This is a genomic window from Sabulibacter ruber, from assembly GCF_017355955.1.
GTDB lineage: Bacteria > Bacteroidota > Bacteroidia > Cytophagales > Hymenobacteraceae > Nibribacter > Nibribacter ruber_A.
In genome coordinates this window covers 1,030,762-1,057,054 of sequence record NZ_JAFFID010000001.1, presented here as the reverse complement: position 1 = coordinate 1,057,054, position 26,293 = coordinate 1,030,762, and the positions used below count along the sequence as shown (strand labels likewise).

22 protein-coding genes are annotated in these 26,293 nt (G+C 46.3%); 20 read left to right on the top strand and 2 right to left on the bottom strand.

Annotated elements, in window-relative coordinates:
- The first annotated feature begins 169 nt into the window (after positions 1 to 169).
- The 3 genes from JT719_RS25615 (at position 170) to JT719_RS04470 (ending at position 2,073) form a co-directional block, all read left to right on the top strand.
- The gene (locus tag JT719_RS25615) at positions 170 to 652 is read left to right on the top strand and encodes a helix-turn-helix domain-containing protein (protein ID WP_207433262.1); all 483 of its coding nucleotides are present in this window, start codon (positions 170 to 172) and stop codon (positions 650 to 652) included.
- Positions 653 to 946: 294 nt separating this feature from the next.
- Complete coding sequence (locus tag JT719_RS04475; protein ID WP_207431296.1) at positions 947 to 1,441, top strand: hypothetical protein; 495 nt, start codon at positions 947 to 949, stop codon at positions 1,439 to 1,441.
- A gap of 206 nt (positions 1,442 to 1,647) precedes the next feature.
- Positions 1,648 to 2,073, top strand: a complete 426-nt coding sequence (locus JT719_RS04470) for a helix-turn-helix domain-containing protein (protein ID WP_207433260.1) — start codon at positions 1,648 to 1,650, stop codon at positions 2,071 to 2,073.
- A 247-nt stretch (positions 2,074 to 2,320) separates the two neighbouring features.
- Here the strand turns inward: JT719_RS04470 and JT719_RS04465 are convergent, their stop codons facing one another.
- Positions 2,321 to 2,578 (bottom strand): hypothetical protein, encoded by a 258-nt coding sequence (locus tag JT719_RS04465; protein ID WP_207431295.1) that lies wholly within the window; start codon positions 2,576 to 2,578, stop codon positions 2,321 to 2,323.
- Between the two features lie 150 nt (positions 2,579 to 2,728).
- Between JT719_RS04465 and JT719_RS04460 the strand changes: the two genes are divergently transcribed.
- Together JT719_RS04460 and JT719_RS04455 are read left to right on the top strand one after the other, a co-directional pair.
- Positions 2,729 to 3,946: a zinc metalloprotease gene (locus tag JT719_RS04460; protein WP_207431294.1), complete on the top strand. Its 1,218-nt coding sequence runs from the start codon at positions 2,729 to 2,731 to the stop codon at positions 3,944 to 3,946.
- A gap of 375 nt (positions 3,947 to 4,321) precedes the next feature.
- Positions 4,322 to 4,942: a hypothetical protein gene (locus tag JT719_RS04455; protein WP_207431293.1), complete on the top strand. Its 621-nt coding sequence runs from the start codon at positions 4,322 to 4,324 to the stop codon at positions 4,940 to 4,942.
- A 12-nt stretch (positions 4,943 to 4,954) separates the two neighbouring features.
- Here JT719_RS04455 and JT719_RS04450 read toward each other — a convergent pair whose 3' ends face one another.
- Positions 4,955 to 5,347, bottom strand: coding sequence for a hypothetical protein (locus JT719_RS04450; protein ID WP_207431292.1), 393 nt, complete (start codon positions 5,345 to 5,347; stop codon positions 4,955 to 4,957).
- Positions 5,348 to 6,445: 1,098 nt separating this feature from the next.
- Here JT719_RS04450 and JT719_RS04445 point away from each other — a divergent pair.
- The 15 genes from JT719_RS04445 (at position 6,446) to JT719_RS04375 (ending at position 26,166) form a co-directional block, all read left to right on the top strand.
- On the top strand, positions 6,446 to 6,916 hold the full coding sequence (locus JT719_RS04445) for a type VI secretion system contractile sheath small subunit (protein ID WP_207431291.1): 471 nt from the start codon (positions 6,446 to 6,448) through the stop codon (positions 6,914 to 6,916).
- 29 nt (positions 6,917 to 6,945) lie between these two features.
- Positions 6,946 to 8,256 (top strand): phage tail sheath C-terminal domain-containing protein, encoded by a 1,311-nt coding sequence (locus JT719_RS04440; RefSeq protein WP_207431290.1) that lies wholly within the window; start codon positions 6,946 to 6,948, stop codon positions 8,254 to 8,256.
- Between the two features lie 37 nt (positions 8,257 to 8,293).
- On the top strand, positions 8,294 to 8,701 hold the full coding sequence (gene tssD / locus JT719_RS04435; protein ID WP_207431289.1) for a type VI secretion system tube protein TssD: 408 nt from the start codon (positions 8,294 to 8,296) through the stop codon (positions 8,699 to 8,701).
- A gap of 613 nt (positions 8,702 to 9,314) precedes the next feature.
- On the top strand, positions 9,315 to 11,075 hold the full coding sequence (locus JT719_RS04430; protein ID WP_207431288.1) for a type VI secretion system Vgr family protein: 1,761 nt from the start codon (positions 9,315 to 9,317) through the stop codon (positions 11,073 to 11,075).
- A 34-nt stretch (positions 11,076 to 11,109) separates the two neighbouring features.
- Positions 11,110 to 11,541: a GPW/gp25 family protein gene (locus JT719_RS04425; protein WP_207431287.1), complete on the top strand. Its 432-nt coding sequence runs from the start codon at positions 11,110 to 11,112 to the stop codon at positions 11,539 to 11,541.
- Positions 11,538 to 13,397, top strand: coding sequence for a hypothetical protein (locus JT719_RS04420; protein WP_207431286.1), 1,860 nt, complete (start codon positions 11,538 to 11,540; stop codon positions 13,395 to 13,397). Before JT719_RS04425 ends, JT719_RS04420 begins: the two co-directional genes overlap by 4 nt.
- Positions 13,390 to 14,316: a type VI secretion system baseplate subunit TssG gene (locus JT719_RS04415; RefSeq protein WP_207431285.1), complete on the top strand. Its 927-nt coding sequence runs from the start codon at positions 13,390 to 13,392 to the stop codon at positions 14,314 to 14,316. Before JT719_RS04420 ends, JT719_RS04415 begins: the two co-directional genes overlap by 8 nt.
- Before the next feature lie 3 nt (positions 14,317 to 14,319).
- Entirely contained in the window at positions 14,320 to 15,216 is an 897-nt protein-coding gene (locus JT719_RS04410; protein WP_207431284.1) for a TssN family type VI secretion system protein, read from the top strand.
- An 82-nt stretch (positions 15,217 to 15,298) separates the two neighbouring features.
- A complete protein-coding gene (locus JT719_RS04405) occupies positions 15,299 to 16,462 on the top strand; it encodes a hypothetical protein (protein WP_207431283.1) in 1,164 nt (387 codons plus the stop codon).
- A gap of 144 nt (positions 16,463 to 16,606) precedes the next feature.
- Positions 16,607 to 17,386: a hypothetical protein gene (locus tag JT719_RS04400; protein ID WP_207431282.1), complete on the top strand. Its 780-nt coding sequence runs from the start codon at positions 16,607 to 16,609 to the stop codon at positions 17,384 to 17,386.
- A gap of 113 nt (positions 17,387 to 17,499) precedes the next feature.
- The gene (locus JT719_RS04395; RefSeq protein WP_207431281.1) at positions 17,500 to 18,807 is read left to right on the top strand and encodes a hypothetical protein; all 1,308 of its coding nucleotides are present in this window, start codon (positions 17,500 to 17,502) and stop codon (positions 18,805 to 18,807) included.
- A complete protein-coding gene (locus JT719_RS04390; protein WP_207431280.1) occupies positions 18,804 to 22,775 on the top strand; it encodes a DUF6531 domain-containing protein in 3,972 nt (1,323 codons plus the stop codon). The genes JT719_RS04395 and JT719_RS04390 overlap by 4 nt, the downstream gene beginning before the upstream one ends.
- Before the next feature lie 7 nt (positions 22,776 to 22,782).
- Positions 22,783 to 23,040, top strand: a complete 258-nt coding sequence (locus tag JT719_RS04385; protein ID WP_207431279.1) for an Imm32 family immunity protein — start codon at positions 22,783 to 22,785, stop codon at positions 23,038 to 23,040.
- 127 nt (positions 23,041 to 23,167) lie between these two features.
- Positions 23,168 to 23,638, top strand: a complete 471-nt coding sequence (locus JT719_RS04380; protein WP_207431278.1) for a hypothetical protein — start codon at positions 23,168 to 23,170, stop codon at positions 23,636 to 23,638.
- An 11-nt stretch (positions 23,639 to 23,649) separates the two neighbouring features.
- Positions 23,650 to 26,166 (top strand): ATP-dependent Clp protease ATP-binding subunit, encoded by a 2,517-nt coding sequence (locus JT719_RS04375; RefSeq protein ID WP_207431277.1) that lies wholly within the window; start codon positions 23,650 to 23,652, stop codon positions 26,164 to 26,166.
- The last annotated feature ends 127 nt before the right edge of the window (positions 26,167 to 26,293 follow it).

Genomic DNA, 26,293 nt, shown 5'->3' with positions numbered 1-26,293 from the left:
GATAGGGTAAAAGTTTAAAAGGGAACACCAGTTGGCAATAAATCAGTTGGTGTTCTCTTTTTTGCTAGCATTAAGTAGTCACTTGGAACAACCCTACTGCTTAATAAGCGGTTGCCCTCTTAGTAAAAATTAATTCAACAGCTAACTACTACAAAATGCAGGAACAGGTATTTATCTCCATGTCCTTGAAAGAGTTTCAGGACCTGATAAAAAGACTGTAAAAGAATGTCTAGAGGAACACAAAGCGCAGGAAGCAAAGAAGCCAGCCCCGAAACTGCTGACCATAGAACAGACAGCAGAATATCTCTCCCTGGCAAAGACTTCCATGTACGGACTGACCAGCAGCAACAGCGTCCCCTTTATGAAAGTAGGCAAGAAGCTCTACTTCAAAGAGGAAGACCTTGCCAAATGGGTGGAGTCCAGCCGGAACAAGACAAACCGGGAACTGCGCAGGAAGCCATGGGGTATCACTCCAAGGACAGTAGAAAGCAAGGCAGCTAGGCTCAGCAACTATTCCGATGTAGTGCGGGGATTCTGGAGTTTGTGGGGAAGTATCTCAAGACTTCAGGCCCCTACACCCCATCGAAACAGACCCCACCCGATCGAAAATAAAGCGTTTCGGATGCAACGGCCCGATCCTGAAACTATATAGTAGGTCCAATTACATAGGCACACAATTCTCACCCCTTCCTTACATTAAGCCCAAATAGAGTTTTGTAGTTCTCCCTAACTATATTTTTACTTTACTATTTTATATATTTTGTTAGTATATTTATAATGATAAAATGGGACAGGGAAAATTGTTTCAAGATTACCCTAGTAGGAAGTAAGCCTCACCCAACACTGAACTGCAATGGGAAAGCCAAGGCCACCAATTGGCAAGCTTATACCCAAATCAATGTAAGGAATTGCTAGAAATATTGTATCGGAAGGTTTGTTATATATTATGAAAAGAATACTCCAGATGTTGTTCCTGATTGGGCCTTTTGTTTTGTTTTCATGCGAAAACGATGAGGAAGGAAAGTCTATTACTCCTCCAGTAGACAAAAATCTAATGGTTGGTACTTGGGTGTTGCATGAGCACAAAATGGAGTTCTTCGATAGGGAATGGGTTAAACTCAAAGAGCTTGTTTATATAGGCAGGAGTATGCCATACGATATATGGGAGATTGAATTGGAAGACTCAATAAACATGAGTGATAGTTGGTATATATACCCTGACGAAACATGGCACTACAAATTAACAGGGGAAGATGGCAAACAGTTTCTCAAAATAGTATATAGCCCCGATTTCACTAAGTCGTATGAGATTCTATCAGTCAACAACAAGAGTCTGGTGGTTAAGAATATTGATGAAAACAGTGGGCATGCCTACCCGGATGATGGAGGGCAGAAAATAGCGCATAGCATGATCACAACCCTTACATTCAATAAACTTTGAATACTCAGCCTTGCCAAGAAGTGCTTTAGCCAGCAGACATTATTCCCGAGGCCCTTAATACCTATATTTTAATTAATCTATATTTTAATTAAGGCTGTTTACGCCAAATATGTTATTCTTAAAGGTTTGTCTGTAATATTATAGTTTATATATCACAAACATAGAAACTCACCTTGACTTCAACACTTCCTAAAAGAATTCAGTAAATTAAAGAGGCCTTTGGTCTGAAAAACAGTGATTTAGCTCGCCTGACAGGGCTTTCCAACACCGGTATTTCGGATATTGAGAAAGGGTTGACCGAAAACCCCAAGGGAAGTTTCTTTAAAAGTCTACATGACGAACTTGGTGTAAATTTGGATTGGTTAGTTGCAGGTACGGGCAAGATGGGAGGCCGTAATCCGGCAGAGATAAGATGGCCGGGAGGGTATAGCAGCTATATCCAACGTAGCGGGACGAGGCAGGTGAATATTGGAGGGCAGGACACCTACAAAAGACCTAATAATGAAGCAGCCATAGAAAACCAATATCTGAAGATGATAATAGAGAAGCAGGAGGAGACAATAAAGGAGCTAAGAGGCAGGGTTAGTGACCTGCAAAACATGTTTGAAGAACTCAGAGGGAAACGGAAGTAGATTGAACCTAATCCATGTTGACCAGTCTATAGTGCCACCCCGAAACGTTGGGGTACTGCTCCCACCTGTGTATCTATTCTTCCACCGCATTGTGGAAGGTCTGCCGGTCGGGCGCTGTCCTTATACCGTTAAGGGTTCTCCCGTCCTTCATGATGATGCTGAGCCGGAAGAACAGGCATGGGCACTCCTTCTTCTAGTAGGGAACCTGGTAATTGATCCTGGGTTTACCTTTCCTTGCTGCCATGGCTTAGCTCTGTGATCGTTTAGCAGGCATGTTCAACGGAGCCGGGCCATTCAGCAGCAGCCTGGCATTCTTGGCGAAGTTGCACTCCAGCTCTGCCACAACGGCCAATCCTTTTTCTGTGAAGTGCAGAAAATAGCGGGGAGCCATTACCGGTTTGAGGTAAGCCATCTCCACGAACATGTTTACCGCATTTGTGATCGATGAATGCCACAGGTAGGTGCGGTTGGCTACCAGGTTACGGCGTCCCCCTTTAGTATGCATGTGATGGAGGTATTGAATAGTTGTGCGTCATGTTGACTTAGCTCTGTATTCTGTAGTTCTTCTTTTAATTATACTTTTATGTTAAAATCATGTCCTTTCTGTAGAGAAACTATACAAGATGATGCAATAAAGTGCAAGCATTGTAAATCAATGTTGCTGCAAATAAATCCCGAAACAGAGACAAAAGTTGCTGAATCAGATAACAAGAACATTACGTATGTCTTAGATAAGGACTTAATAAGATTTGGAAAGTTTGCATTATCTATTTTGGCAATTTTTATCACAGTAGGGATTGTTTTGTACGGTGTGGATTTAAAAGACACTGTAAAAGATGTTAACGAGGCAAATAGCAATTTAAAAATTGGTAATGAAAAAATGGCTGGTGCAATTTCGAGGATTGACTCACTACAAAAGATTATATATTCCATACGAGACAGTGTAAAGGAGGCTCAATTCAATTCTTTAGCCGCACTATCAGAGATAGATAAAACTAGAAATAACATAAAACAACGTAACGATTCTTTAGTAAGATCAATAAAGTTTATCAAAGATAACGCCACCGCAGAAATCAACTCTTTACATACTCAATCATCCATCGCTTTACGGAAAGCCAATAAAGCTTTAAGTCAAATCAATTTAGCAAAAGACACAGCTATTGTTGTTCTAGCTACCATAAAAAGACTAACGCCAAGTCAGGAACAAGCACTTAATGAAGAGAAAGAACAGAACCCAGGAAGATTCAGGACTAGTACTGGCTCTATTTCGTCGAAGCTTTGGAAAAGTGGTGCAGTAATCAAGGTATTCTTTCTAGATGGCACTCCAACCCAAAGAAGCAAAGCAAGGCAAATAGCACAGCAATGGACAGATTATGCCAATTTAAAGTTTCAGTTTATAAACAATAGAGACAACTCCGATGTAAGAATAACTTTTCAACAGAAAGATTTAAATTGGTCATATCTAGGCACTGCTTCATTAGCAATACCTAAGAACAGCCCAACAATGTCATTGGGTTCTGTGAAAGATAAAACTGAGATAGAAGATTTCGAACGAAATGTGATTTTAAGAGAATTTGGCTTCACATTGGGGCTTCAGCAAGAGCAGAATAACCCAAATTGTGCCATCAAATGGAATAAAGATAAAGTCTATCAGTACTGCCAACAGCAGGGGCTTACGACGGAGAGAATAGACGATACATTTTTTAGAAAGTGGTCTTCATCAGATTATCCCATCAAAAAGGAATGTGATTTGAAGTCGGTAATGATGTTTCAAATACCTTCAGAACTAACGCTTGATGGAGTGGGTAGTGGTTTAAATACTGTATTATCAAATATTGACAAAGTGTTTATTGCAAAAATTTACCCTAAATGAAATTCTCATGCTCATGACACGAATGCACATCATGAGTATTTATGCAAGTATGGCAGGACTATATGAATCAAGCTAAGGAATATCGCAGTATCAATATATTTCTAATCAACAGGAGTGCTGCCAATTCCACACCTACATTAATACCTAACCCCTAGTATAATGCGCGTTATCCCAAGCCAAACAAAAGCATAACAGAGGCTCATAAGGGCTGAAATCGCGTCTAAAAGGACTGCATTTTAAAGGCTATTCTTATTAGGATAAAATATGCAAATAGAGCTAAATTAATTGAGAAACATTAATAATCAATTGCATAAAACCTTTAGTATTAGCCATTCTCTTTATCGTTTTCATTGTACCCATAATTGATAAACGCATATGCCCACCGAAATAGAGCAACTAAGAGAAAAGATTAAATCAAAGATGGAGGTAGCCAAGTTCTTCGCTGGTTTTATGTCTGTTTCCAGCGGGCTCATTGCTATGCGGGTAGCAAATTACACTGATGACGGCTTGGATTGGTTTAATAAAGCCTTATATTCAGTAGGGTTTTGTTTAGTTCTAGCAGCAATTGCCTTTTCAATTGCTACCATGTATGCCTACGATTCGCTCCTTATGCCTCTCAACCACTGGAAAGGTGAAAGAGAGCCTGATCCTGATAATTCAGAATTAGTGATTGCTGATCAATTCGTAAGGGCTCAAAAGGATGCTACTGATGCCTCGGGGAAATACGAATACCTTCTATTCAATGGGATGATAGCTGCCTGGAAGCGTTTATTTCAGCCATCCGTCTGGTGCTTCTTCTATGGCTCTGTATTTTTCACCTCTTCCATAGCTCATCAACTTCTAGGTTACAGCATCTGGTTCTGGTTCCTTTCCGGTGCACTCCTACTAATCCCTTTTGTAATACTATTCTTTTGGCTACATCATAAAGGGAAGCATACGACTTGGAATCAATACATTTTTAAGGCCTCTGAATCTAGACATACCAAAAACGGGTAATTGGAACACACATCAAATATTAGGCCTTGGCTTTGGCTTGTTTATCGGAGCCGGTCCATCTAGAAGTATCCGCTTTTGCCTGTCAGCATCCCGAATTAGGCCTGCCAAGATTGACAATCCCACCTCGGTAAACTGTAGGTAGTATTTCGGGGCGGTGATTGGCTTTATGTATCCCCGCTCAACAAAGTACCTGACCGCGTTCTTCACGGTTGAAAGCCATAAATAGGTATGCCTTGCAGTTAGCTTCCTGGTCACACCCCTCAACCGGATCTCTTGCAGGTAGTAGATCGCCAGCAAAACGCGCGTCTGATGGGCACTCAGGCCACGTTCGCGGCCAACGCTGACGGATGCCCCATAGAGGCAAAGGAGGCCTTCTATATCGCTTATAACCTGTTGTTTCTGCATGTCTGTTGTTTTAAAAGGGGAACACCCCCTGAGGGGAAATGAAAAAGGCGCGTATTGGTTAGTGCATTCACTCACCCTCACGCGCCTTTAAACCTAAATAAGTTTACCACCAACGGCCATTAGTAGTAAAAAAACGGCTCCAATTGCCCAAACCTACCGGCATAGACTGTTCCGGATTATACATGCCGCCTGCTTGGTAGTGGGCTAAGGTGTCCTGCCCTACAGCATAGGCGCTTTTACCTGTTTCCTTGCCAGTGTCACCCCCCACCTGCTGCGTAGGCTGCCACAGAACCGATGGTGGAGATACCGCCGAAGATGTTTTGGACGGTTGACTGGCGAAGGGCTGCTCGCTCCTTATTGAAACTAGTAAGGTTGATAGCGCGATATGCTGCATCTTGCCGAAGAACCCCGTCCAACTTATAGCGATTTTATTCTTGATAGGCTGCTGCTCTGTCCGCGAACTGGTTTGATGCTTGATTCGCAGATTGGCCTAGCGTGGTAAATCCGGAAAGTACACCACTTGACCCTGTGCCACTTACTACTCGGTTCCTAGCAACTTCCTCGTCTCAACTTAAACTTATATCAGAGCATATCAAGGCGGTTGACCTGGATGCTAACCTAAAAAGGATCAGTATCGGGTTAAAGTTTTCTCCATTATTAAACATGCTGAATACCTTAAAGTTATTGGGAGGAAAAAAGATGAATATAATTTTCAAAATTATGTTAATACCTATTGACAATATATTTAAAGTATTATAATTTTAATTTTAAATATTGAAAAACAGGTAAGAGGAAGGTTCCCTATAACTTTTAAGGATTCAATAGATACCTAAGAACTCTTCACCTTACATCCTAGTCTAAGCTCTCCAGGCACGGTGTGTTGTTTACCGGATCGACCCCTCTGCAATTGGCCTAGTGCTGATTTACCCTCTTCTCTTTGCTGGCACAACTGAATACGAAATTTCATTCAGTACAAAAAATCAACGGACCCAGGCTTTACCTGAAGGACTTGGGGTATGAAGTTGGTGTCTTATCCCGTGTAGCCTATCAAAAAGGCTGTCTACTAGCTATTCGTTAAACAATATAACAGGTTGGATTATGCCAGAAGAGTTAGACATGGATATACCTGGGCCCATTGGTATCCAAGCCATTGAGGTAGAACAGAGTTTCACTAAGATCAATACCAACAGAACCTTGGTACTGACCAGTTTGCATTCAGAAGGACCCTATGATCCAGAGGTTCTGCCTGAAGAAGCTACTGTTTCGCTTAGCAAAGTCTTTGATTTTGCTAAGCCTAGCGTGGAAGTGGAACTTGAAACCGGTGACGAAGAGGAGCCTACCCAGGAAATTAAAATCTCCTACACCAATCTTAAATCTTTCAGGCCAGATGATTTAGAGAAGCGCATTCCAATTCTACAGAAGCAGAGAGCCCAGGAAGACAGGTTTCAGCGGATCAAAGCCGAGTTGGAAAGAAGCAAACGGCTGCAGGAAATTATCAAAGACCCCGAAAAAAAGGCCGCTTTCCTGGATATTCTGCGAAGCATTCAGGAAGAATTGGAATCGGCTTAACCTAGTTTAGACCTAAAATCAGAAAAGTAATGGAGAAACAGGTACTGGATGACAGACGGAAACAGGATCTCAAGGTAATCAGAACCGGATACAGCGCGCTTTTCAAGACCATTGACGATGATCTTCAGTATTTCGCGCCTGAAGCCGATGAAGACACCCGGAGCATGTTCCTGGAGGAGGGAGCCTTTAAAGAGAAACGGCGTGAACTCAAAGCCTTAGTAGCCGATCTGATTGATTTGGTGGAAAGCAGTTCTGATGCCACCGAAGTGCAGGCCAAAGCCGATGAGAAGATCAGCAGGTTCATGAAACTGCGGAAAAAGAATCTGGCCACCATTGTGGAAAAGACGCGTCCTCTGGAAAAATCGTACCGTGAGCTGGACCTGTTCTACAAAAATGCCGGCCCCAACAACCTGAAGAACGTCACTATCCTGAACGTGGACCGGGAGCTGGTGAAAGATCCAGATGATGAATCGGTGACCACCAAGGTGAAAGAAATCCTTTCAGATCCGCACCTGCGCATTGATCAGGACAAAGTGTATTCGCTCATGGTCATTCCTGATTTTCTGGGCGAAAAACTCATCCAGACCTATGCCACCATTGCTGACGAAAACAAGGTCCTTTTCCTGACCGACTACAAAGACTTCCCCAGCGTGGAGTCCATGGTGAAGTACCGCAGCAGTTCAGAAGGGGAGAAGATTGGGGGGCCACAGAAGTACTGGAGCCATGCCGTCTTGTTCGGGAACTGGATCAGGATGCGGGAGAAATACCCAGACCTGCCCGAGAAAGATGGCGTGTTCGGGTCGGTAGCCATGGCCATTGCCGGTAAATTGTACGCCACCAAGATCTCACAGCCTGCCGCGGGGGTTCAGTTTGGGGAGGTGAAAAACAGCTCGGGCATCCGGTTCAGGCCTAACCAAATAGAGGTGGGTATGCTTTCTAAATTGGGCATTAACCCCATGGCCGATTTCTACCAGCAGGACAGCCCCTGGGAAGCTACTTCTCTATTCAACGGCGCCAACTTAGAGCTGAAACACTATGCCGTGGTCCGCACCATTGACTGGATTGATAAGTCCCTGAAGCACTTTCTGGGGAAATATACCTTTGAACTGCTGGACCGCGACAAGGCCAACGTAGTGCACAAGCGCCTGGTGAAATTCCTGGACGACCTGGCCGAAAACAAAATCATTGAGAAAGGGCAGGTAACCAATTTCGCCCGTAACCGCGATCAGCCAGACCGGTTTGACATTGACTTCAAGATTACTCCCCTGTGGGCAACCCGCACGTTCGTCTATAAAATAGGTGTCTCCAAAAATGCTACGGAATCCTCCATTGAAGATTAATCCAATCTGTTATTTCACTCTATAAAAATCAAATTGTATGGCTAACAATGCATTAATGACCATTGATGGTAAAAAAAGCGATTTGAAATACCTTCGTTACCATTTTCACCGCCACACAGAGGACAATGGAAAACCTGCTACCCGTATCCGCAAAGGTGAAATAACAGTCACCAAAGATTCCATCTATGATAAAGCCTCGGCTATTACCTGGTTGGGCGATCCGGACAAAGGCAAGGATGGGGAAATTGTCATCTATCAGGACGAGCAAAAGAAACAAGCCTTAAAAACAATCAAATTTAAGAACGCATACATTATTGAGTACGAGGAAACCTTTGACCTGGAAAAACCCAGTTCCAACACGGTAGAAACGTTCACCATCTCGGCGGAAACCATTGAGGTGGAAAACGCAAAATTTGACTTCATCTGGCCTGAAAGCCATTCTTAAAGACCAGCCAGCATTTAATTGAATTCTCTTCTGGTATCCTACGGCAGGGCTTTCCTGCCAAGGCGACCCTGCCGTAGGATCTTGAGGGGAGGCAATGCTCTGCTTTCCAAAACAGAAGTTTGTTTATAGGCAGATTTACATAAATCAGGGCAAAAACAACCCGATGGCTTACGCATGGGTAGTCCAATGATGGACAAAGGTTTTTTATTGAATTTAAGACAAGCCTATAAAGTGAACTGAAGGTATGTCCAAGCTAAGTTAAGCCTTATTAAGGTGGTTGGAGTACACCGGCTCTGGACTGAAAGGCGGCTGCTTATAGAAATTTTTGGCTAGGAAAGTTTCTATTAGAGTAGTCGCTTACTGCTCAATCCATCTTAATAGCAAAAAGACCTGGAAAGAAAGAACTCTCCATGACTTTCATAATAAGGAGGAAGTAAGCGCTAAAGGTAACAGAATTCGGGAAAAGAGGGGGGAGGTTGCGGCCAGGATTCCGGTTCACAGAAATAACAAACAACTCTCCCTGCCCTTTGACAAATAGGAAAATTGAATTGAACAGGGTACCCAGTGAACGCAGAAGGGAGTGAATATCTTCTCCCACCATCATTTGCATAACATGGAAAAAGCCAGGGTAAATATAGGCGGCGAGGACTTTACGCAAAGGTATTCTACCATTCACATCCGGCAGGAGCTTGGATGGCACCATTCTTTTGAGATAAGGATTCTGCTCACAGATATTCTGGACAAGTTCAAAGGTATTCTGAGTAAAACAGCCAAAGATCTGTTCGGTAAACCAGTTGAGATCTCCCTCCAGGGGAATAAGTGCAGAGGAGTAGTAACGGGCGTTTCCCTGAACCGGGTTCGGCGGCAAGAAAACGAGCTGGTCATTACCGGGGGCAGCCCTACAGTGGTAATGGACGAAGGGCCTAATACCATCTCGTTTTATGAACAGACCTTGAAACAGATTGCTGATACCCTCATCAATCAATATTCAGATAAGTTCAAGAATGTGCACATCTCCCCCAAAGCAAAGGAGAAAATCAAATATGTAGTACAATACAAAGAAAGCACGTTCCAGTTTCTGGCTCGCATGGCTACCAGCTACGGAGAGTGGTTTTTCTTTGACGGCGAAGAGATTTTCTTTACCTCTAAACCGCCCCAGCAGAATGACAATACGGTAAAGCTGTACCAGGATAAAAACCTGCTGCACTTTGATCTGGCCATCAAGGCCTCTCCGGTGAATTTCAAGTTAGCCGGCTATGATTACAAGAAGCATAAGTACCTGAGCAAAGAAGCCGCCTATAACGGCAAGCTCAACGATTTCACCAAAATAGCCTTTGACAAATCCCGGAACGATCTGTACAGCCACACCATGCTCATGCCCATCCACCAGTCTTTGAGTGATCAGGATTTGGAGCAACTGAAGATTCTGCGAGAGCAGGCGCAGGTTTCTGAGATGGTAATCCTGAGCGGATCTTCCACTGAGCCGGCTTTGAAGGTGGGGAGCTATATTCAATTACTGGACGAAAGAAGTGAGCTGGTGGGTAACACAGAGGATTATGGAACGTTTATCATCACCCATCTGGAACACTCTTTCGGAAGCGAGGGCGATAACTACATCAACACCTTTGAAGCGGTACCCGCCGAAGTGGAGATACCACCACTCAACAGTTCCCTAGAGCCACCATTCTGCGAGATGCAGTTGGCCGATGTGGTGGAAACCAACGACCCCGATGCTTTGGGACGAATCAGGGTTCAGTTCCTCTGGCAGCGCGGCACCGACCAGAAATCACCCTGGATTCGGGTAGCCTCGCCCTATTCTGGTAAGGATAAAGGGTTTTACGTAATCCCCGAGATTGGAGACCAGGTAGTAGTCGCTTTTGAGCATAACAACCCAGACCGGCCTTACGCCCTCACAGGACTGTACAACGCAGAAGCCAAACCAGAAAACCACAACAGCGGCAACCACCTGAAAGCCCTCAAGACCCGTGGCGGAAACACCATCCTGATGAACGACGAGCAAGGGAAGGAAAGCTTTGGCATCACCGGCCCCAAAGATGTAGAGGTAACGGCTTCTACGGGTAAACTGACCATTACTGCACAGGAACAGATTACCGTTGAAAGTAAAGGGAATGACCTTAATATAAGCTCCCCGGGCACCATTACTATTCACGCGAAGGAGATTGTTTTGCAGGCCGACAGTAAAATCAGTCTGAAAGCTCCCTCCATTGAGTCCACTGCTGATAAAGATTTCAAGGCCAATTCGCCCACCATTACCATAGATGCTTCTTCCACCAACACCATTAAAGGAGCGACGATGAACATGGACGGGGCTATTGCCACGAACATCACCGGCGGTATGATCAAGCTGAATTGAGAAAATTGACCAACCCGTTGAAAGCAAACAAGGCATGGCATTTTATTCTCTTCCTTTTGAACCCTCAGGAGCGGCCGGAAAAGCTTTCCGAAAAACCGATGCAGAGGAATCTGTGCGGCAGCATCTCAGGCTGATGCTGCAGACCATGCCGGGCAAATTCCGTTTTGCGCCTCTTTTTGGCAGTTGGCTCAATAAACACCACTACCGGTTGCCAGACAAACGGAAAGGGGAGAAGAAGCTGGAGAATGAATTGAAGGAGTGCCTTTTGACAAACCTTAGGTTGCTCCTCAGAAAATATGAACCCCGGCTAGACCTGCAGGACATAGAAGTTAAGGTGAAACTGACCAAGCCCGAGGAACTGGAGCAAGGCCAAAGAGGAGGGCGCATCACCTTTGACGTAAATGTGCTGGGCGTGATCAACGGACGAGATTCTTTTCAACATCTGGAATCCATCTACCTGAAATGAAAAATACCAGGGCAGCTGAAGACATTAAGCAGGACATGCTGGAGTGGGCAAAAGAGAACCTTTATGCCCGCCTAGGAGAGGAATGGGATTACAACGGCCGTGATTTTGATCCTCTGGTTCACCTGCTGGTGGGTGCCTGTGCCTCTGAAGTGAAGAATATCTTTGATGCCCTTGATTCCTCAGAGCGCAGGGTAGTGAAGAAATTGGCCGAGCTGATTCTGCCCGACGAAGCTCACTTGGCCTCTCCCGCGCGGGGACTGGCCTCAGTGACGCCCACCGGCAGTTCCGCCTATCTCTCTGAAACCACCCAGTTCCGCTGCGATACCGAGGCAGGCACCTTTTACTTTACTCCCGCCTTCAACTGCCATCTCCTTAACAGTGAACTGAAAGTAGTTGGCTCAGACGGGCTAATCTTTGAATACAAAGCCGGGAAAGAAAAGCCCAGCGGCCAGTACACCCACGTCTCCAAGATTCTGCTGGGCTTTGAGGCGCCCAAACCCATTATCTCTTTTGACAATATCCTGTTTTACTTCAACCTGCTGGGCCAGAACAACCAGCTTTTGTTCCTGAATGCCGTGGCCGAGGGAAGCTGGAAGATAAACGGCCAGCCGGTGAAGAAAACCAGAGGATTCCGGCAAGGTAAAGGACCGCTGGAACGGCAGTACGATATGGGTTTCCAGCCGCTCCAACAGATAGCAGACACCTACCAAAGCTATTTCTTCACCACCCAGGAGTACATTGAAAATGCGCTTCTGAAGCGGAACATAAGCGAGGTGGTAGTCTCCTGGCTGCGCGAGAACCACACAGATACCCCAACCCTTGAAGAGCAGGCGCAGGCACTTTCACCGGTAGAAGACAACATCTTCTGGCTGGAGATTCAGTTGCCGTATCCGGTTAGGGTGTTTGAATTTGAGAAGAATTTCCGGTGTGCCACCAACATCTTGCCGATAGTGAACCGCCAGCTGCACGTGAAAGACGATGCCGATACCTTTCTGAACCGCCCCGTGGTGGATGTTTTATGCATTACCCCTGAAAAACAGTTCTTAGGCGTGCACCAGGTGGAGAATCTGCAGAACCGGGAGGTAATTCCCTTACTGCCCTTCAGTAAGTTCAAAGGCAGTCGCACCCCAGCCTACAGCGTGCGGTACGGAGGGGTGGGAAGAACAGACAACTACAACGCCTGGAGCAGGCTGTCGTATTTGCTCGGTCTTTTCCGGGAGGAACACCGCTACCGGGAAGTGCTGGAAAGAATTGGGGACAAAATCTCTATTGAAGAGCTGCATTTGCTCATCGGGGAGAAAATTCTCCGGGACGAGCCCCAGGAACTTAACCCCGAAAACAATATTTACTTCTTCCTGCACCCTGGAGAGAACCTGAAAGGCGGCATCCGGGCCCGGATTTCCTATTGGACCACCGACGGGGCCAAAGCGAACCGAATTCCCGTTCCCAAGGGCCTGATTTGTGACCCACCAGACCCCAGCATCCGGAAAGAAGGAACCACGCTCATTACGCCTCTGACAGGAGGAAAGGACATGCCCAATGAAACCGAGTATTATGCCCTTTTACGCCACAACTTGCTTAAAAAAGAGCAGTTAGTGACTTCCAAAGATGTGGAGTACTTCTGCCACCACTATGTAGGCGAGAAATTGCGGCAGGTGGAGGTAAAGCCTGGTTTCAGGGTTGATCCCACTCCGCAAGGGGGCATCAACAGAGTCTCTGAGGTGCTTCTTCAGGTAGATAATCCTGAGGACCATACCTGGGAAGGAGCCTGCCGAGAGTTGGAGTACCTGCTCAACCAAAAATCAAGTGGTGTGATTCCGTATGCCGTCACCTTAACCCTTAACGGCCATGCATAACCTCAAGAACCTTCTGGCGCACCTGCCCTTTGACATGAATGTGGAGGCATTGGCATGCAGCCTGTTAGAGACGCAGGAAGAATTAGAAGAAACAGACCAAATATTAGTCCGTCCGTTGGGGCATGTCAACAGGAGAGGCGGAAGAGAAGTGCTGAACGTGACTGGCTCCGTTTTCAATGGCAAAGGAAAAGAGCTGGTTTACCTGGACATTAACCGCGAGAGCCTTTTTGATACCCTTCCTGAGATGCTTTTCTTCCGGCCCGAAGAGACCTATGAAGACGAAGTAGAAAGAGCCCAGCACCTGGCGCTTCAGGAACAATCGGCAAGAAGGTTCTTCCTGCCTTTTGAGGAAGTACTGTATCAAACCCGGGTGGAACTAGAAAAAGCAGAGCGCAATAGTTCAATGGACCTTGCCTCCTGCCTGGCAAGAATATACGGGCTGGATGACCTGAAAGGTGTAGCGGAAAGTCAGGGGCAGATGCTGGCCCTGGTGCTGCCGTTTATCAGCCGTTTTGTAGGAAAAGGGGCAGAAACAGAATCGTTGCTTTCCGCTTTTTTTCAGAAAAACATAGCCATAACGCCAGCCAGAAACCTGGGCATCCCAATTCCGGCTCATTTGCAAACTCCTCTTGGAGAAGGTCTGCTGGGGGAGGATTTTCTGCTGGGAGATTCATTTACAGACGGCATCAGGGCACTGCACCTCACCGTTGCCGATGTGCTACCGGAAGAAGTGGAGCAATGGCTTCCTGGAGGCCAGCAGAGAGTGCTTTTGGAGGAGCACCTGCTGCCTTATTTGCTCCCGGCCGGCGAAACCGTGGATTTTACCCTGGAAATAGCCGGTTCTGCCTGGTCCTTCTTATTAGAGGACTCTGATGATGCCAACCTGAACATCCTGGGATATACCACTAAAATCAACTGACCTATGCTGCTGCTGTTCATTCTCTCCGTGATTCTGGTGTTGGCCGTTTCGTTGGTCCTTTTTCTCTTGAATGATGGGAAACTGGATAAAAAAACATGGGTGTATGCCGGGGTGTTTGCCTTTGTATCTTTAATGACAGGAGCTATTATGTGGCTGCTTTACGAGATGGCCCAACTGCCCATCTTCTACATCTTTGTCATCGGCCTGGTGATTTTCCTGATAGCCGGGTACTTCCACCTGGAAAAGCTTTACAGTTTGTTGTGGGCCCGGCGTGATGCAGACAACTGGAGCAAAGATTCTTTTCTGAAGGAGGCGGGATTCACTTTCTCGCTTGCCTCCGTAATGTCCCTGATTTGCCTGATGTGCTTTGGTTTTCTCCTTAAAAAATGGGACGTGGCCGCCTCCATGTGGGGTTTTCTGCTGATTTTTCCTTTGCCATTTCTCCTCACCAAAGCCTATGATTTTCTCCGGCAGATTCCTGAAAAAGACTTTGACAAGAAATGGTTCTATGAAGTTTTTCCGTTTGATGAAACCCAATGGAAGCGGGAAAATATGGTGTCTGTGGGGTTTCAGGTGGCAGATTCGCTGCAGAACGAAGGCAGATGGTTCAGTAAGAAAGCCCGTTTCAGCATTGTCATTCCCCGTGACCAGGAACTCAGGATGATTTACCGCCTGGCCCTTCGGGAATACCATAAAAAGAACCCTAGCGTGCCGGTGCAGGAGCTAGGCTATGAAGAGGAAGGGCCTAAGTTTTGGTGGCTTTTTTACGTGCCTTTTCTCCTCTGGAAACCCCGCACGTGGTGGCGCCAGAACCCTTACCTGGACCCCAATGAATCCATTGCCAACAATCACCTGAGAAACGGAGATTTTATTGTGGCCAAACGAATGATGGTGGAATAGAACAACGGGAGCCCGGCAGGGCGAAGGAATTGCATTTGGGCATTTAGTCAATTATCAGAACAAGCCTTTACTCCATTCAACCATGCTTCCAGATATCAAAAGTTTTCCTGTCAACTGGGTAAACGGGATGAAAATCTCCAGCCATGATTTTATCTCCCTGGAGAACGCCGCCGTAGATGCCGTGCGGGACGCGCAGGCTGCAAGGTTGAATGACTATGCCTACGGCTTGCTGCCCACCAATCACCCCGAAATTGACAATTACCCTAAACTGGTTTACGATTACGTGAACAACGTGCTGATTTTAAAGGAATGTCGTGCCTTGACCCCAGCCGGACAGCGCGTTGAGATCACAGAAGCCAACCATGAGCGCAGGAAGTTTCCGGCGCAGCTACCCTCTGTTGCCTTTTCCGTGCTGGAGCCAGGCCGGTACGATGTTTACCTCCACGTAGACCCTGCGGTCAGAGTAGGCGCCGGCGAGTTTGCGCAAAATAATCCGCCCCGGCATGTGGCGGTCTCCCCAAAATACGAACTGGCAGTAAAACCCCATGATGCGTTTGCCCTGGTGCAGGAGAACTTCCTGAAGATTAGCGAACTGGAAGTGCGGGAGGGAAGGGTTGACATACTAACTTCTTCTGCTAAGTACATTCCACCCTGCACTACGCTCAGTGCCTTTGCCGGTTTGCTCCGCCTCCATGCCAACGGGGAAGAACTCCTGAACGGTTTGCTGCAACACTATTCTAATCTGGTGAACCGGGTGGGGGTGGAGTCCCGGAATGAATTAGCCGACGAAGCCATGGGACTGACAGAAAAGATGGTGGCTCCCATTGTGTCTTCCCTTAGTTACTACCGGTATGTGTTGCCGCTGTATGCCCCGCTGTTCACGGTGGTGTATTTCAAGGACCTGGCCCGCTCTATCCGTTTCCAGTTAGATAGGCCGTTCAGGGCGGAGATCATCAACCAATACAAGCCCGAGGTCCTAGAATCAGCCACCCACCTGGAGAGGACGGAACCCCAACACGCAGCTATTTTAGCCTCTTTTGATAAAGTCATGCACTTTCTGGACCGGCTTGATTTATTTCTGTCAGAGGTAAGCAAGTACAATTACAACAACCGCACTTTTGACCTGTATGATCACAACCAGTTCGCTCCCATACAACGTCAACCGGCATCGGTTGTAGTGGAAGCCCCCGTGAAAGAGACCCCACCACCGCCTGTTGAACCCAGAAAAGCAGAACGGATATTCTGATCCTTTTGCCTCAATTTCTCAAAAAGAGGCTAAAAACCACCATTTGAACAATCCATCAAATAAATAGTCATCAACATGCAAGTTGTTAACCGCAAGGAGAGAGCAAATGCAAAATGGCGTTTCGCTGGTCTTTACATTTTATCAGTGGCAATTCCAGTTCTCATTCTGATTAATGGCCTGGAAATGGGAAAGGTGGAGCAAAAGGAAAACGAACAACTGGTAGAACAGCTCAGGAAGCGGGACCAGGCGCTGGCTGAACTTTCCCAGTTGGCGGTCACCTTAAACGAAACCCAAAAGCTGAAACCGGCCTTTGCCTATGAGCCTATTGATCAATTGAAATATGACCAAATGCGGTTCAGTTTTGAGCAGGGAGTAGACCGCATGAAAAAGCTGTACTACACAGACACTGCCTTGTACCGGGCCAACCATGACATCCTCTCTTTCCTGGAGGCTAATTACAAAAGCTACAACCGCATCAGCGATGAATTCAGAGGTAAGGTGAGGGAAGAGGTAGCCAGAAACGCATCTCCCGGAATGGGCGGTGCTGGTGCAGGGGCAAGTGGGGGTGGAGGCGGCGGAGGCGGAGGTGGTAGTTCCGCCCAGGTAGCCATGCTGGAAAGAGATCTTAATAGAGCAGAAAGGACCATTGAGCGCCTGGAGGCCCAGCTTGCCTCCAGGTCTGGCAGCAGCAGCGCAGAATTACAGCAAATAAGAGAAAATGCCATGGCCCTGGAGGAGAACCTTGACCAGATTTCTGTGGTGCTTACCGGTATTGAAGAAGACTGCAATGGTATTCAAAGGAGGGGCGATAACAACCTGAGAATGAAAAATAAAATATTGGAACGAGTCAAGTTCTTGAAGTCGCATTTAGCAGGAATCAGGAACTCAAATAATAATATGTTGGGCATGCTGGGTGGAGAGTAAGCCTATCCAGACTAATGTGAATGCCATAGCATAATAACGCCAGTTTACTGATTTCACCTGTGAAGCATATCTGACCGGAATGATGATTGCCTGAAACGTTCACCTTATGTGAAATGAATTCATCTGAATCTTCTAACCCCATCACTGACCGGATTAGGAAAATGGAGGAGCTGTGGGAGCAGTTTAGGGAGCTCCCTGATGCCCTGGTTTGCCGTTGGCTGATTCGCTCAGATGAAAAAAAGATGGTGGAGGCTTTCCTGGAGACTTCTTATCAGGAGGAGAACCCTTGCCCAGACTTTTTCCTGCCTTTTTATTCAGAGTTCGTGCAGCCCGAAGAATACACGAATCAGCTGGTGCAGGAACTTCACCAACTAGTAAAAGCAGATCAGGAAGAGTTAGCGAAAGAAGGAATTACTATTTCCTGGGAAACAAATCAAGCAGATGAAGAACAGGAAAGAAAAGCCGGCTATTTCCTAAAGCTGTTAGAGCAGTTAGCTGCACAAGTGCCTGGGGCAGAACTGGTGGTACCGGTACTTTTCCCTGTTTCTGCTTCCCGCAAATTGAACAAGTGGGTAACTGAACTGCTGGAGAACCCTATGCCTGTCAATCTTCGGATTTTGATCATAGAATACCAGCATGAGGAACTGTTAACGAAGGTGGCAGAGAAATTTCCGGATCAAGTGATTACCTCTGTGTTAAACTTGGATATGCCGGAAGCTATGCGCCAACTTGCTTCCGTAGGTAACCCTGCCGATCCGGGTGTGAAATTCCGGAAAGCTTTTCTGGAACTCTCCCAAGCTGCTGCAAATAAGAACCTTTCAGAAGTACAACGTCTGGAAACTGTTCCCTTACTACTTGCTCGTGAACAGGGCTGGGTAACCATGGAGGTGGCGGTGCACAGTTTGGTAGCTACCGCTTACATTGGACTTAACCAATTCCCCAAGGCCCTGCAGCGGTACGAGTTGGGGTACACATTGGCCAAAAAGGCCCATGCAGCCGGAGATCCTGTTGGCCTGATCCTGGCAGTACAGTCCCTTTTCAACAAAGGGTCGGTACTGATAGGCCAAAAGGAATTCCCGACTGCTGCCAAAACATATGCACTGGCTGCCGATCTGGCCAGCCAATTAGGCGACCATTTCCAGAAAATGGAGGCAAAACGGATGCAGGGCTATTGTCTGGAGAAATGCAGCTTATGGGAGGAAGCTTTTAAAGCGGAGAAAGAGGCTTTGGCTGCGGCAGAACTGCTGGAGGAAAACATCAGGTTGAATTCCACCTTGCCTTACTTGGGCAAAGCCTTGTTGGATTTGGCGTACCAGATGGGTTACAAAACCCAATACCTGGCTCTGGAAGAGAAACTGAATGCCTTGGCCGGTCCAAACTGGCAAAGCAAGGTGCCCACCTCTAAAGTTCACGTGGTATGAATCCGGCCGCCAAACAGTTTGACATTGTGATGGGGGTGGACCTGCACATCATCCAGCCGCCCGGGCCAGTACCGCCTTTGCCCATCCCGCATCCCTTCATAGGCATTGTGTTTGACCCCATGGATTTCATTCCTGTGCTGGGGGCTACCATTCTGGTAAACGGAATACCTCGTGCTCAGGCGGGTACCGCGGCAAAGGATATACCCGTGCATTTTCCTATAGGCGGTAGTTTCATAAAACCGCCTGGAAACGAGGGCGAAATGTTCATGGGCAGCGCCACCGTTCTAGCCGAAGATGAACCCTTCACGCACTTAGCTCACCCAGTACTTTCCTGCCATGATATTGGTATGATTGGCCCGCCAAGAAGGAAGAAAAAGGGTGCTAAAACGCTCATGCTTCCCACTTCCAGAGTGTTACCCATTCCTATGGGGAGACCAATATTGGTAGGTGGACCACCTACCATTTCTATGGTTGCTGTAGGCATGAAGGCAGGTTTTGCCGCTTTAGGAAAAGCTTTCCAGAAGTTTAAAACCTTAAAGAAAGGCACAAAAGCTATGGCAGCTTTATCTGAAAAGATGAAAGCCATTGTAAATAAAATGCCGCTTTCACCAGGTAGTAAAGCAAGACTAAGAAGTGCCATTTGTACTTTAACAGGGGAGCCCGTCAATGTGGTAAATGGTTGTGTTGTTAACAGTATCGTTGACTTTGAACTTCCAGGTCCAATTCCTTTTAAATGGGAAAGATTTTGGTTTTCAGATACAGAATACCAAGGGCCCTTAGGACAGGGTTGGTTTCATAACTATGATATGATGCTGTTTGTGGAAGCATCAGAAGGTATTGTCATAGCCCGTCTACCTGAAGGAAGGCTTACGGCATTTCCAATTCCTGAACCGGGACAAAGCTTTTTTAACAGAAAGGAGAAGGTTTGGATTATCAATGAGGGCGCTAATTTGTTTTTAAGGGATAACCAACGGCTTACCTATTATTTTCAAAAAGAAGAAAAAGGAGATACTACATCAAGAGTACATTATTTAGATAAGATTGAGGACCCCAATGGCTTTAGTATCCGGTTTGAGTACGCAAAAGGAAACACGTTATCCCGGGTTATTGATAGTGCAGGCAGAGAATTAGTATTTTCATTAAATGAACAAGGCCAAATTGTAAAGATTGAAGCTCCACATCCGGATAAAGAGGGGGAAACTTTCCCAATCCAATCTTATCAATATGACGAAATTGGAAATCTGGTAAAAGCTACCGATGCTCTGGAACATAGCTTCAATTACGCGTATCAAGACCACTTACTCACCCGTGCCACTAACCGGAACGGCTTAAGTTTTTATTACGAGTATGATGGCTGTGATTTTAGAGCTAAATGTTTCCACACTTGGGGCGATGGGAACATTTACAACCATAAGTTAAACTTCTTCAATGGATATACGATAGTAGAAAACTCCTTAGGGCATAAAACAACCTACTACCATGAAGGTGGTCTGGTACGCAAAACCATTGACCCAAACGGTGGCACAACGCTTACTGCCTATAACGAATACAACGAACTACTCACCGAGAAGAACCCCTTGGGCTTCGGGCCAACTTACGCTTATGACGAGCGTGGTAACCAAACCCTTACCCTCGACCCAAATGGAGCCACTACACATCTGGAGTACAATGCCTTAGACTTACCTGTAAAAGCTATTGACCCGGTAGGCGGCGTTTGGCAATGGCAGTACGATGAAAAAGGTAACCTGCTGCAAAGAATTAATCCATTGGGGCATACCACCCATTATGCTTACCAAGGCGGATTGATGAGTGAAATAATAAATCCGGTGGGTGGCAAAACCTTACTCGTGTACGAAGACCAACATAACCTAAAGATGTTGATTACGCACAATGGGCAAGCTTCCTGGTGTTCGTACGATGTCTTGGGCCGCTGTTTGGAAACTACCGACCCAAAAGGCAATACCCAGGTTCGTAAATATAACCTGAAAGGTTGGGTAACTGAAACACGGGAACCCGACGGCAATATCCGGCGGCTCCGGTATGATAACGAAGGTAATGTAATTCGGGCGAAGGACTTGCATTACGATGTACGGTTTGAGTACGGGGGCATGGATCGCCTGAAAGCCCGTGTACAGGCCGGTACCCGCGTGGAGTTCAGGTACGATACTGAAGAACAACTAACCGGAATTGTAAATGAACACGGCTATGCCTACCGATTTGCTTTGGATGCTAATGGCAATGTTGTGGAAGAGCAAGGTTTTGATGGCATCCGGCGGGTATACCTGCGTGATGCGGCGGGCCGGGTTACCGAAGTGCAACGCCCTGGTGGCCTGTTCACCCAGTATACACATGACGCGTGCGACAGAGTACTGCAGATAAAACATTCTGACGGCTCATTTGAATCTTTTGCTTACCGCGATGATGGTGAGCTAATAGAGGCTACGAATGAGAACAGTACGGTGAAATTGGAGCGCGACTTGCTGGGGCAAGTAGTAAGGGAGAGGCAGGGCGATATAACCGTAGAATCGGTTTACGACTCTTTGTGTATGCGAACGGCAGTACGTAGTTCCTTAGGCGCTGACTTCACATTTACCCGTAACGTGATGGGTGATGTAAACCAAGTAAGCACTGGCGATTTCCAAGTACGCTTTCAGCGTGATGATTTGGGATTAGAACTGGAACGGGAATTCTCAGGGGGCTTACGCAGTCGATGGAGCCGCGACCGACTTGGACGCCCTACAAAACAGGAAACTTTTACAGGCGGGGGCCAGGTGCAGCGCACACGCACCTACCAATGGGGAGTAAACGTTCGCCTCCAGCAGATACAAGATAGCCAGCGCGGTCTTACCCGTTTCATCCATGATGAATTTGGCAATCTAGCATGGTCGGAGAACCCAGATGGCTCCACTCTTTTTCGTATGCCGGATGCTGTTGGTAACCTATTCCGCAAAAAGGACCGCACGGATCGAAAATATGGTCCTGCTGGACAACTGCTGCGATCTGGTTCAACATACTTTCAATATGATGCCAATGGTAATCTGATTCGTAAACTCGAAAGTGGCGGTAAAGAATGGCAATACGAATGGAATGCATCCGGTATGCTAAAGCGTGTTGTGCGCCCAGATGGAGAAATAGTTTCATTTAGTTATGATGCTTTAGGAAGGCGTCTTGCAAAAGAATTTAAAGGTCGAACTTTGCATTGGTATTGGGATTGTAATACTTTATTACATGAAAGTACAGAAGTCAGGATTGATTGTGAAGGTAAAGTTAAAGAACTTGTTACTTGGTTGTTCGAGCCAGGATCTTTTGGACTTTTAGCAAAAATCTCTGAAAATGAAAATTTAAGCATTGTATCAGATCATCTTGGTACACCAATTAGCATGCATAAACTATCTGGTGAAACTGTTTGGTCAGTTGGATTAAATAGTTACGGATATAGCAAATGCTTTAGAGGCAAAATTGAAGATTGCCCATTCCGTTATCCTGGGCAGTATGAAGATGTAGAAATTGGACTTTATTATAATAGGTTCAGGTACTATGATTATATGGAAGGCACCTATATTAGTCAAGATCCAATTGGATTGATAGGAGGCCTCCAATTATATAAGTATGTTCAAAATCCAATAATAGAGTTTGATCCTTTTGGATTATCCTCTTGTAAAGGAGAGATTACGAACAATGACGACCTTATTTCAAGCTTAGGCCTTAAAGACGGAATGAAAGTTTCAACTGATGAAGCATTAAATTTAGGTAAACAATTTTTAGGCAAGGGATATAAAGAGGTTGTTCCAGGTAGTGGACGATTTGTTTCAGAAGATGGAACAAGGGTTTTTAGAATGGGAGATAATGATATTTTGGGTAAGCATGGTGGGGGACGGCATGTAAATTTTGAGACCTTAATACCTAATGTGGATAAGCCCGGCAAAATGATTGTAGATAAGAATTTACATATTTTCTTAACAGATTAAAAAATCAATGGAAATAAAACTTGAAGTTCCAGAATATGACCCAAATGAAGGTTTTAAATATAAATGGGTAAAAGGATTCGAAATTGAAATCAAAGTGGAAAAAGATACAATCTTTTTTAAAGCAAACAAAGAGGGATTAATTTCTATGGCGAATCATTTTATGAATATAGCGCAGGATACCATTCCAGCTGGCTATCACATTCATTTAGATGATTACAACTCCTTGGAGGAAGGTTCATCCCCAATAATTATTCAAAAAAGTTAGTCAGACTCTCATTTTGAATATATTCAAGTTAAACAAGAGCAAGTCTGCTCTTGTACTTCAACAGCATAAACTCATGTTATGAATTTTACTTAAGAAGCATAAATAAAATCTTTTATTCCTTATCACCATGCACGTAGGAGAAACTATTCACCCAAAAGGCTGCTTCACGCAGCTCAAGTATATAGCCGGCCAAAGCTTATCCGAAGTGGAACGACGGCTGGGTTACCGTACTGGCCGGTTGGCCAAAGGTGCCTATGTGGTGCAAGCCAGCGAACTGCCCGGTATAAACGATTTCAACCTGTTAGCCTACAGCCAAATTCCAGCTGATCGGTTCAAAACAGAAGGGAAATATGATCTGCAAAAGGCCAACGCCATGTTCCCGGGCACTTCTGAAACAAAGAAGCTCAGACAGATTGTCCTTTCCAGTTGGCAGCAATCAGGACCAGATAGCCTGGTAAAAATAATTCCAGTTACGCCTCATTCAGACCGGGAAACCTATCCATCTGGCAGCGGTGTGCCACAGTGGGAACTTACCGTTCCTCTCCGTTGCCGCGTGGCGGCTTTTGTAGAACCTAATCAACACGTAACCGTCCGCTAAATCTATGTGAAATGAATACTGAATTCCTGCTTTCCCCACCGTTAATTGATGCCGTGGGAGTGGCGCAACAGAAAGCTCGGGAATATGCCCAAGGAAAATTTTCGGGTGGTCATTTGCTGTGGGGAATACTGCAGGAAGACATGGGTGTCCAGCATTTCTTAGAGGGATTAGGGAAAGACATATTCAAACTCCGGAACTGGGCCGAGTTCCGCATAGAGCATTACCCCAAATCTACCCGCACCGTAGAAAACCCATCCGCAGACGACCAGGCCAAAGCCACCTTCAAAGAAGCCGATAAAATCCGGAGCAAAAACTTTGAGCCGCAAATTACTCCCCTCCATCTTTTACAGGCAATTTGCACCCCGGAAGTAGCCTTCACCGCTGAGCAATTGAAGCGTTTCCCCATCAGTCTGAGCGAATTTGGCGAGGGTAAAAGTGCCCAGAACGAGGTGTCTGCTGCATTAGCTACAAACGGCGAAGCCAAAAACGGTTCTGCCCGCTCCATGGCTCGTGCACTGGATAAGTATTGCGAGGATATCACCGCCCGTGCCCGGCAGGGCAAAATAGACCCGGTGCTGGGCCGCGACAAAGAACTGAAGCAACTGGTAGAGATATTGGGCAAACGCCTGTCACCCAACGTGCTGATTACCGGCGAGCCGGGGGTTGGGAAAACAGCCATAGTTGGCGGATTGGCCTTAAACATATTAATCGGCAAAGTACCAGCAAACCTGAAAGATGCTACTATTTTTGAACTGGACGTAAATGGCAGGCTGGTAGCTGGCGCTTACAAAGGCGAAGTGGAACAACGTCTGAAAGAGGTGCTCAAAGCCATCAAAGAATACAGCGGCAAAGCCATTCTGTTTATTGACGAGATCCACGCTCTGCTGGATGAAAACGGTTCGGTAGGCTCCGGTGCGGTCAACCTGCTCAAGCCTGAACTTGCCCGGGGTGAATTGACAGTGATTGGTGCCACCACCCAGACCGAATACCGCAAATTCATTGAATCAGATGAAGCTTTTAGGCGCCGGTTCACCTTGTTGCAGGTAGACGAGCCAGATGAATCCCTCGCCATTGAAATGCTGCAGGGCATCGTGCCTCGGTTTGAAACCCACCATAACCTGCAACTCTCCCCAGAAGCCATTCCTGATGCTGTGTTCCTGGCCAAACGCTACCTGGCTGGTAAGAACCTGCCCGCCTCGGCCATAGAAGTGATTGACTATACCATGTCGGCAGTGAAGGTCATGAACGATACCTCGGCGGCTGAGCTAGATGATTTGGAAACTGAGTGGGCAGCCCTGGTGCTGGAAACGGATGAGCAGAAAAGGAACCAGAAAACCAAAGAGTTTGAGCAGCGGGTCCGCAACCGCTTGAGTAATATTCTGGTCAGCCGCCTGGATGATGAGCTAAATCAGGAAAACACCCCGGAAACGGACTGGCCCCAAAAGTTAGCCAAACTCCGCGACTGGAGCAGCACCTACAAAACCCAAGTGGAGAAAGAAGACGTAACGGCCATGGTAGCCTACCTGACGGGCATCCCGATGGGTAAAATCCAGAGCACCGAGCAGGATAAGCTGCGGAACCTGGAAGCTATCTTCCGGAAGCGGATAGTAGGGCAGGACCATGCCTTGAGCACTGTGTCAGATGCGTTGCGGAGATCAAGGGCCGGTATCAAAGAACCCAATAAACCTGCAGCGGTGTTTTTCTTTTTAGGACCCACTGGTACCGGTAAAACCGAACTGGCCAAAACCATCGCAGAATCCCTTTACAACGATGAAAAGGCATTGGTACGGTTTGATATGTCCGAGTTCAAGGAAGAACATTCGGCTGCCTTGCTGTACGGCTCACCTCCGGGATATGTGGGCTACAAGGAAGGTGGTTTGCTAGTAAATAAAATCCGGCAACGACCTTATTCTGTGGTGCTATTTGATGAGATAGAGAAAGCCCACCAAAGCGTTTATGACGTGTTTTTGCAAATTCTGGACGAAGGCGCCGTACACGATAAACTAGACAAAAAGGGCGACTTCACCAATGCCGTGGTCATTTTTACCTCCAACGTAGGAGCTGATAAAATCACAGCTGAATTTGAGAAAGGCAGCGTTCCAACAGAGGAAAGCCTGAAAGAGCTGATCCAGCAAACTGGCCGGTTCCGTCCCGAAATGCTAGGCCGCAGCATGGACATTATTCCTTTTGCCCCAATTTCCAAAGCCGTAGCCCCACAAATTCTGGAAATTCATCTGGCTAATTTCTCAAAGATTTTGCGCCGCCAAGGAATTGAATTAGTGCTTTCGCCCGCTGCAAAAGATGACTTAGTCAATACGGGTTTCTCGCCTGTTTACGGCGCAAGGCCCCTTAAAGAAACCATCAGGAGGCGGTTGGGCAATGCGGTATCCAATAAAATAATAGCAGGCGAGGTTCAGAAAGGGGATACTATCTACCTCGATTGGAATAGTGAATTACAGGATTTTCGGTGGGAAATTACGTCTGGTGGTATGCAACTAGCAGAAAGTGAGCTGCTTAGAGAAGTTTGAATTTCAATTAATTGGAAAGAACATGGGCAACAAACGCTACCATGAACTAGAGTATGTTGGGGAGCAGGGATGGTAAATAGGAAGAAAGTTCAATATGCATTTACTGCATCTTTAAAACTATTGCTTC

What these genes read in the sequence shown, in the direction of transcription:
- JT719_RS04410 (WP_207431284.1), top strand. Translation starts at nt 14,320, where the DNA reads ATGCTGCTGCTGTTCATTCTCTCCGTGATTCTGGTGTTGGCCGTTTCG.
- tssD (WP_207431289.1), top strand. Translation starts at nt 8,294, where the DNA reads ATGGCTAACAATGCATTAATGACCATTGATGGTAAAAAAAGCGATTTG.
- JT719_RS04405 (WP_207431283.1), top strand. Translation starts at nt 15,299, where the DNA reads ATGCTTCCAGATATCAAAAGTTTTCCTGTCAACTGGGTAAACGGGATG.
- JT719_RS04440 (WP_207431290.1), top strand. Translation starts at nt 6,946, where the DNA reads ATGGAGAAACAGGTACTGGATGACAGACGGAAACAGGATCTCAAGGTA.
- JT719_RS04375 (WP_207431277.1), top strand. Translation starts at nt 23,650, where the DNA reads ATGAATACTGAATTCCTGCTTTCCCCACCGTTAATTGATGCCGTGGGA.
- JT719_RS04465 (WP_207431295.1), bottom strand. Translation starts at nt 2,578, where the DNA reads ATGCATACTAAAGGGGGACGCCGTAACCTGGTAGCCAACCGCACCTAC.
- JT719_RS04425 (WP_207431287.1), top strand. Translation starts at nt 11,110, where the DNA reads ATGGCATTTTATTCTCTTCCTTTTGAACCCTCAGGAGCGGCCGGAAAA.
- JT719_RS04385 (WP_207431279.1), top strand. Translation starts at nt 22,783, where the DNA reads ATGGAAATAAAACTTGAAGTTCCAGAATATGACCCAAATGAAGGTTTT.
- JT719_RS04450 (WP_207431292.1), bottom strand. Translation starts at nt 5,347, where the DNA reads ATGCAGAAACAACAGGTTATAAGCGATATAGAAGGCCTCCTTTGCCTC.
- JT719_RS04390 (WP_207431280.1), top strand. Translation starts at nt 18,804, where the DNA reads ATGAATCCGGCCGCCAAACAGTTTGACATTGTGATGGGGGTGGACCTG.
- JT719_RS04475 (WP_207431296.1), top strand. Translation starts at nt 947, where the DNA reads ATGAAAAGAATACTCCAGATGTTGTTCCTGATTGGGCCTTTTGTTTTG.
- JT719_RS04455 (WP_207431293.1), top strand. Translation starts at nt 4,322, where the DNA reads ATGCCCACCGAAATAGAGCAACTAAGAGAAAAGATTAAATCAAAGATG.
- JT719_RS04395 (WP_207431281.1), top strand. Translation starts at nt 17,500, where the DNA reads ATGAATTCATCTGAATCTTCTAACCCCATCACTGACCGGATTAGGAAA.
- JT719_RS04380 (WP_207431278.1), top strand. Translation starts at nt 23,168, where the DNA reads ATGCACGTAGGAGAAACTATTCACCCAAAAGGCTGCTTCACGCAGCTC.
- JT719_RS04445 (WP_207431291.1), top strand. Translation starts at nt 6,446, where the DNA reads ATGCCAGAAGAGTTAGACATGGATATACCTGGGCCCATTGGTATCCAA.
- JT719_RS04460 (WP_207431294.1), top strand. Translation starts at nt 2,729, where the DNA reads ATGTTGCTGCAAATAAATCCCGAAACAGAGACAAAAGTTGCTGAATCA.
- JT719_RS04430 (WP_207431288.1), top strand. Translation starts at nt 9,315, where the DNA reads ATGGAAAAAGCCAGGGTAAATATAGGCGGCGAGGACTTTACGCAAAGG.
- JT719_RS04415 (WP_207431285.1), top strand. Translation starts at nt 13,390, where the DNA reads ATGCATAACCTCAAGAACCTTCTGGCGCACCTGCCCTTTGACATGAAT.
- JT719_RS04420 (WP_207431286.1), top strand. Translation starts at nt 11,538, where the DNA reads ATGAAAAATACCAGGGCAGCTGAAGACATTAAGCAGGACATGCTGGAG.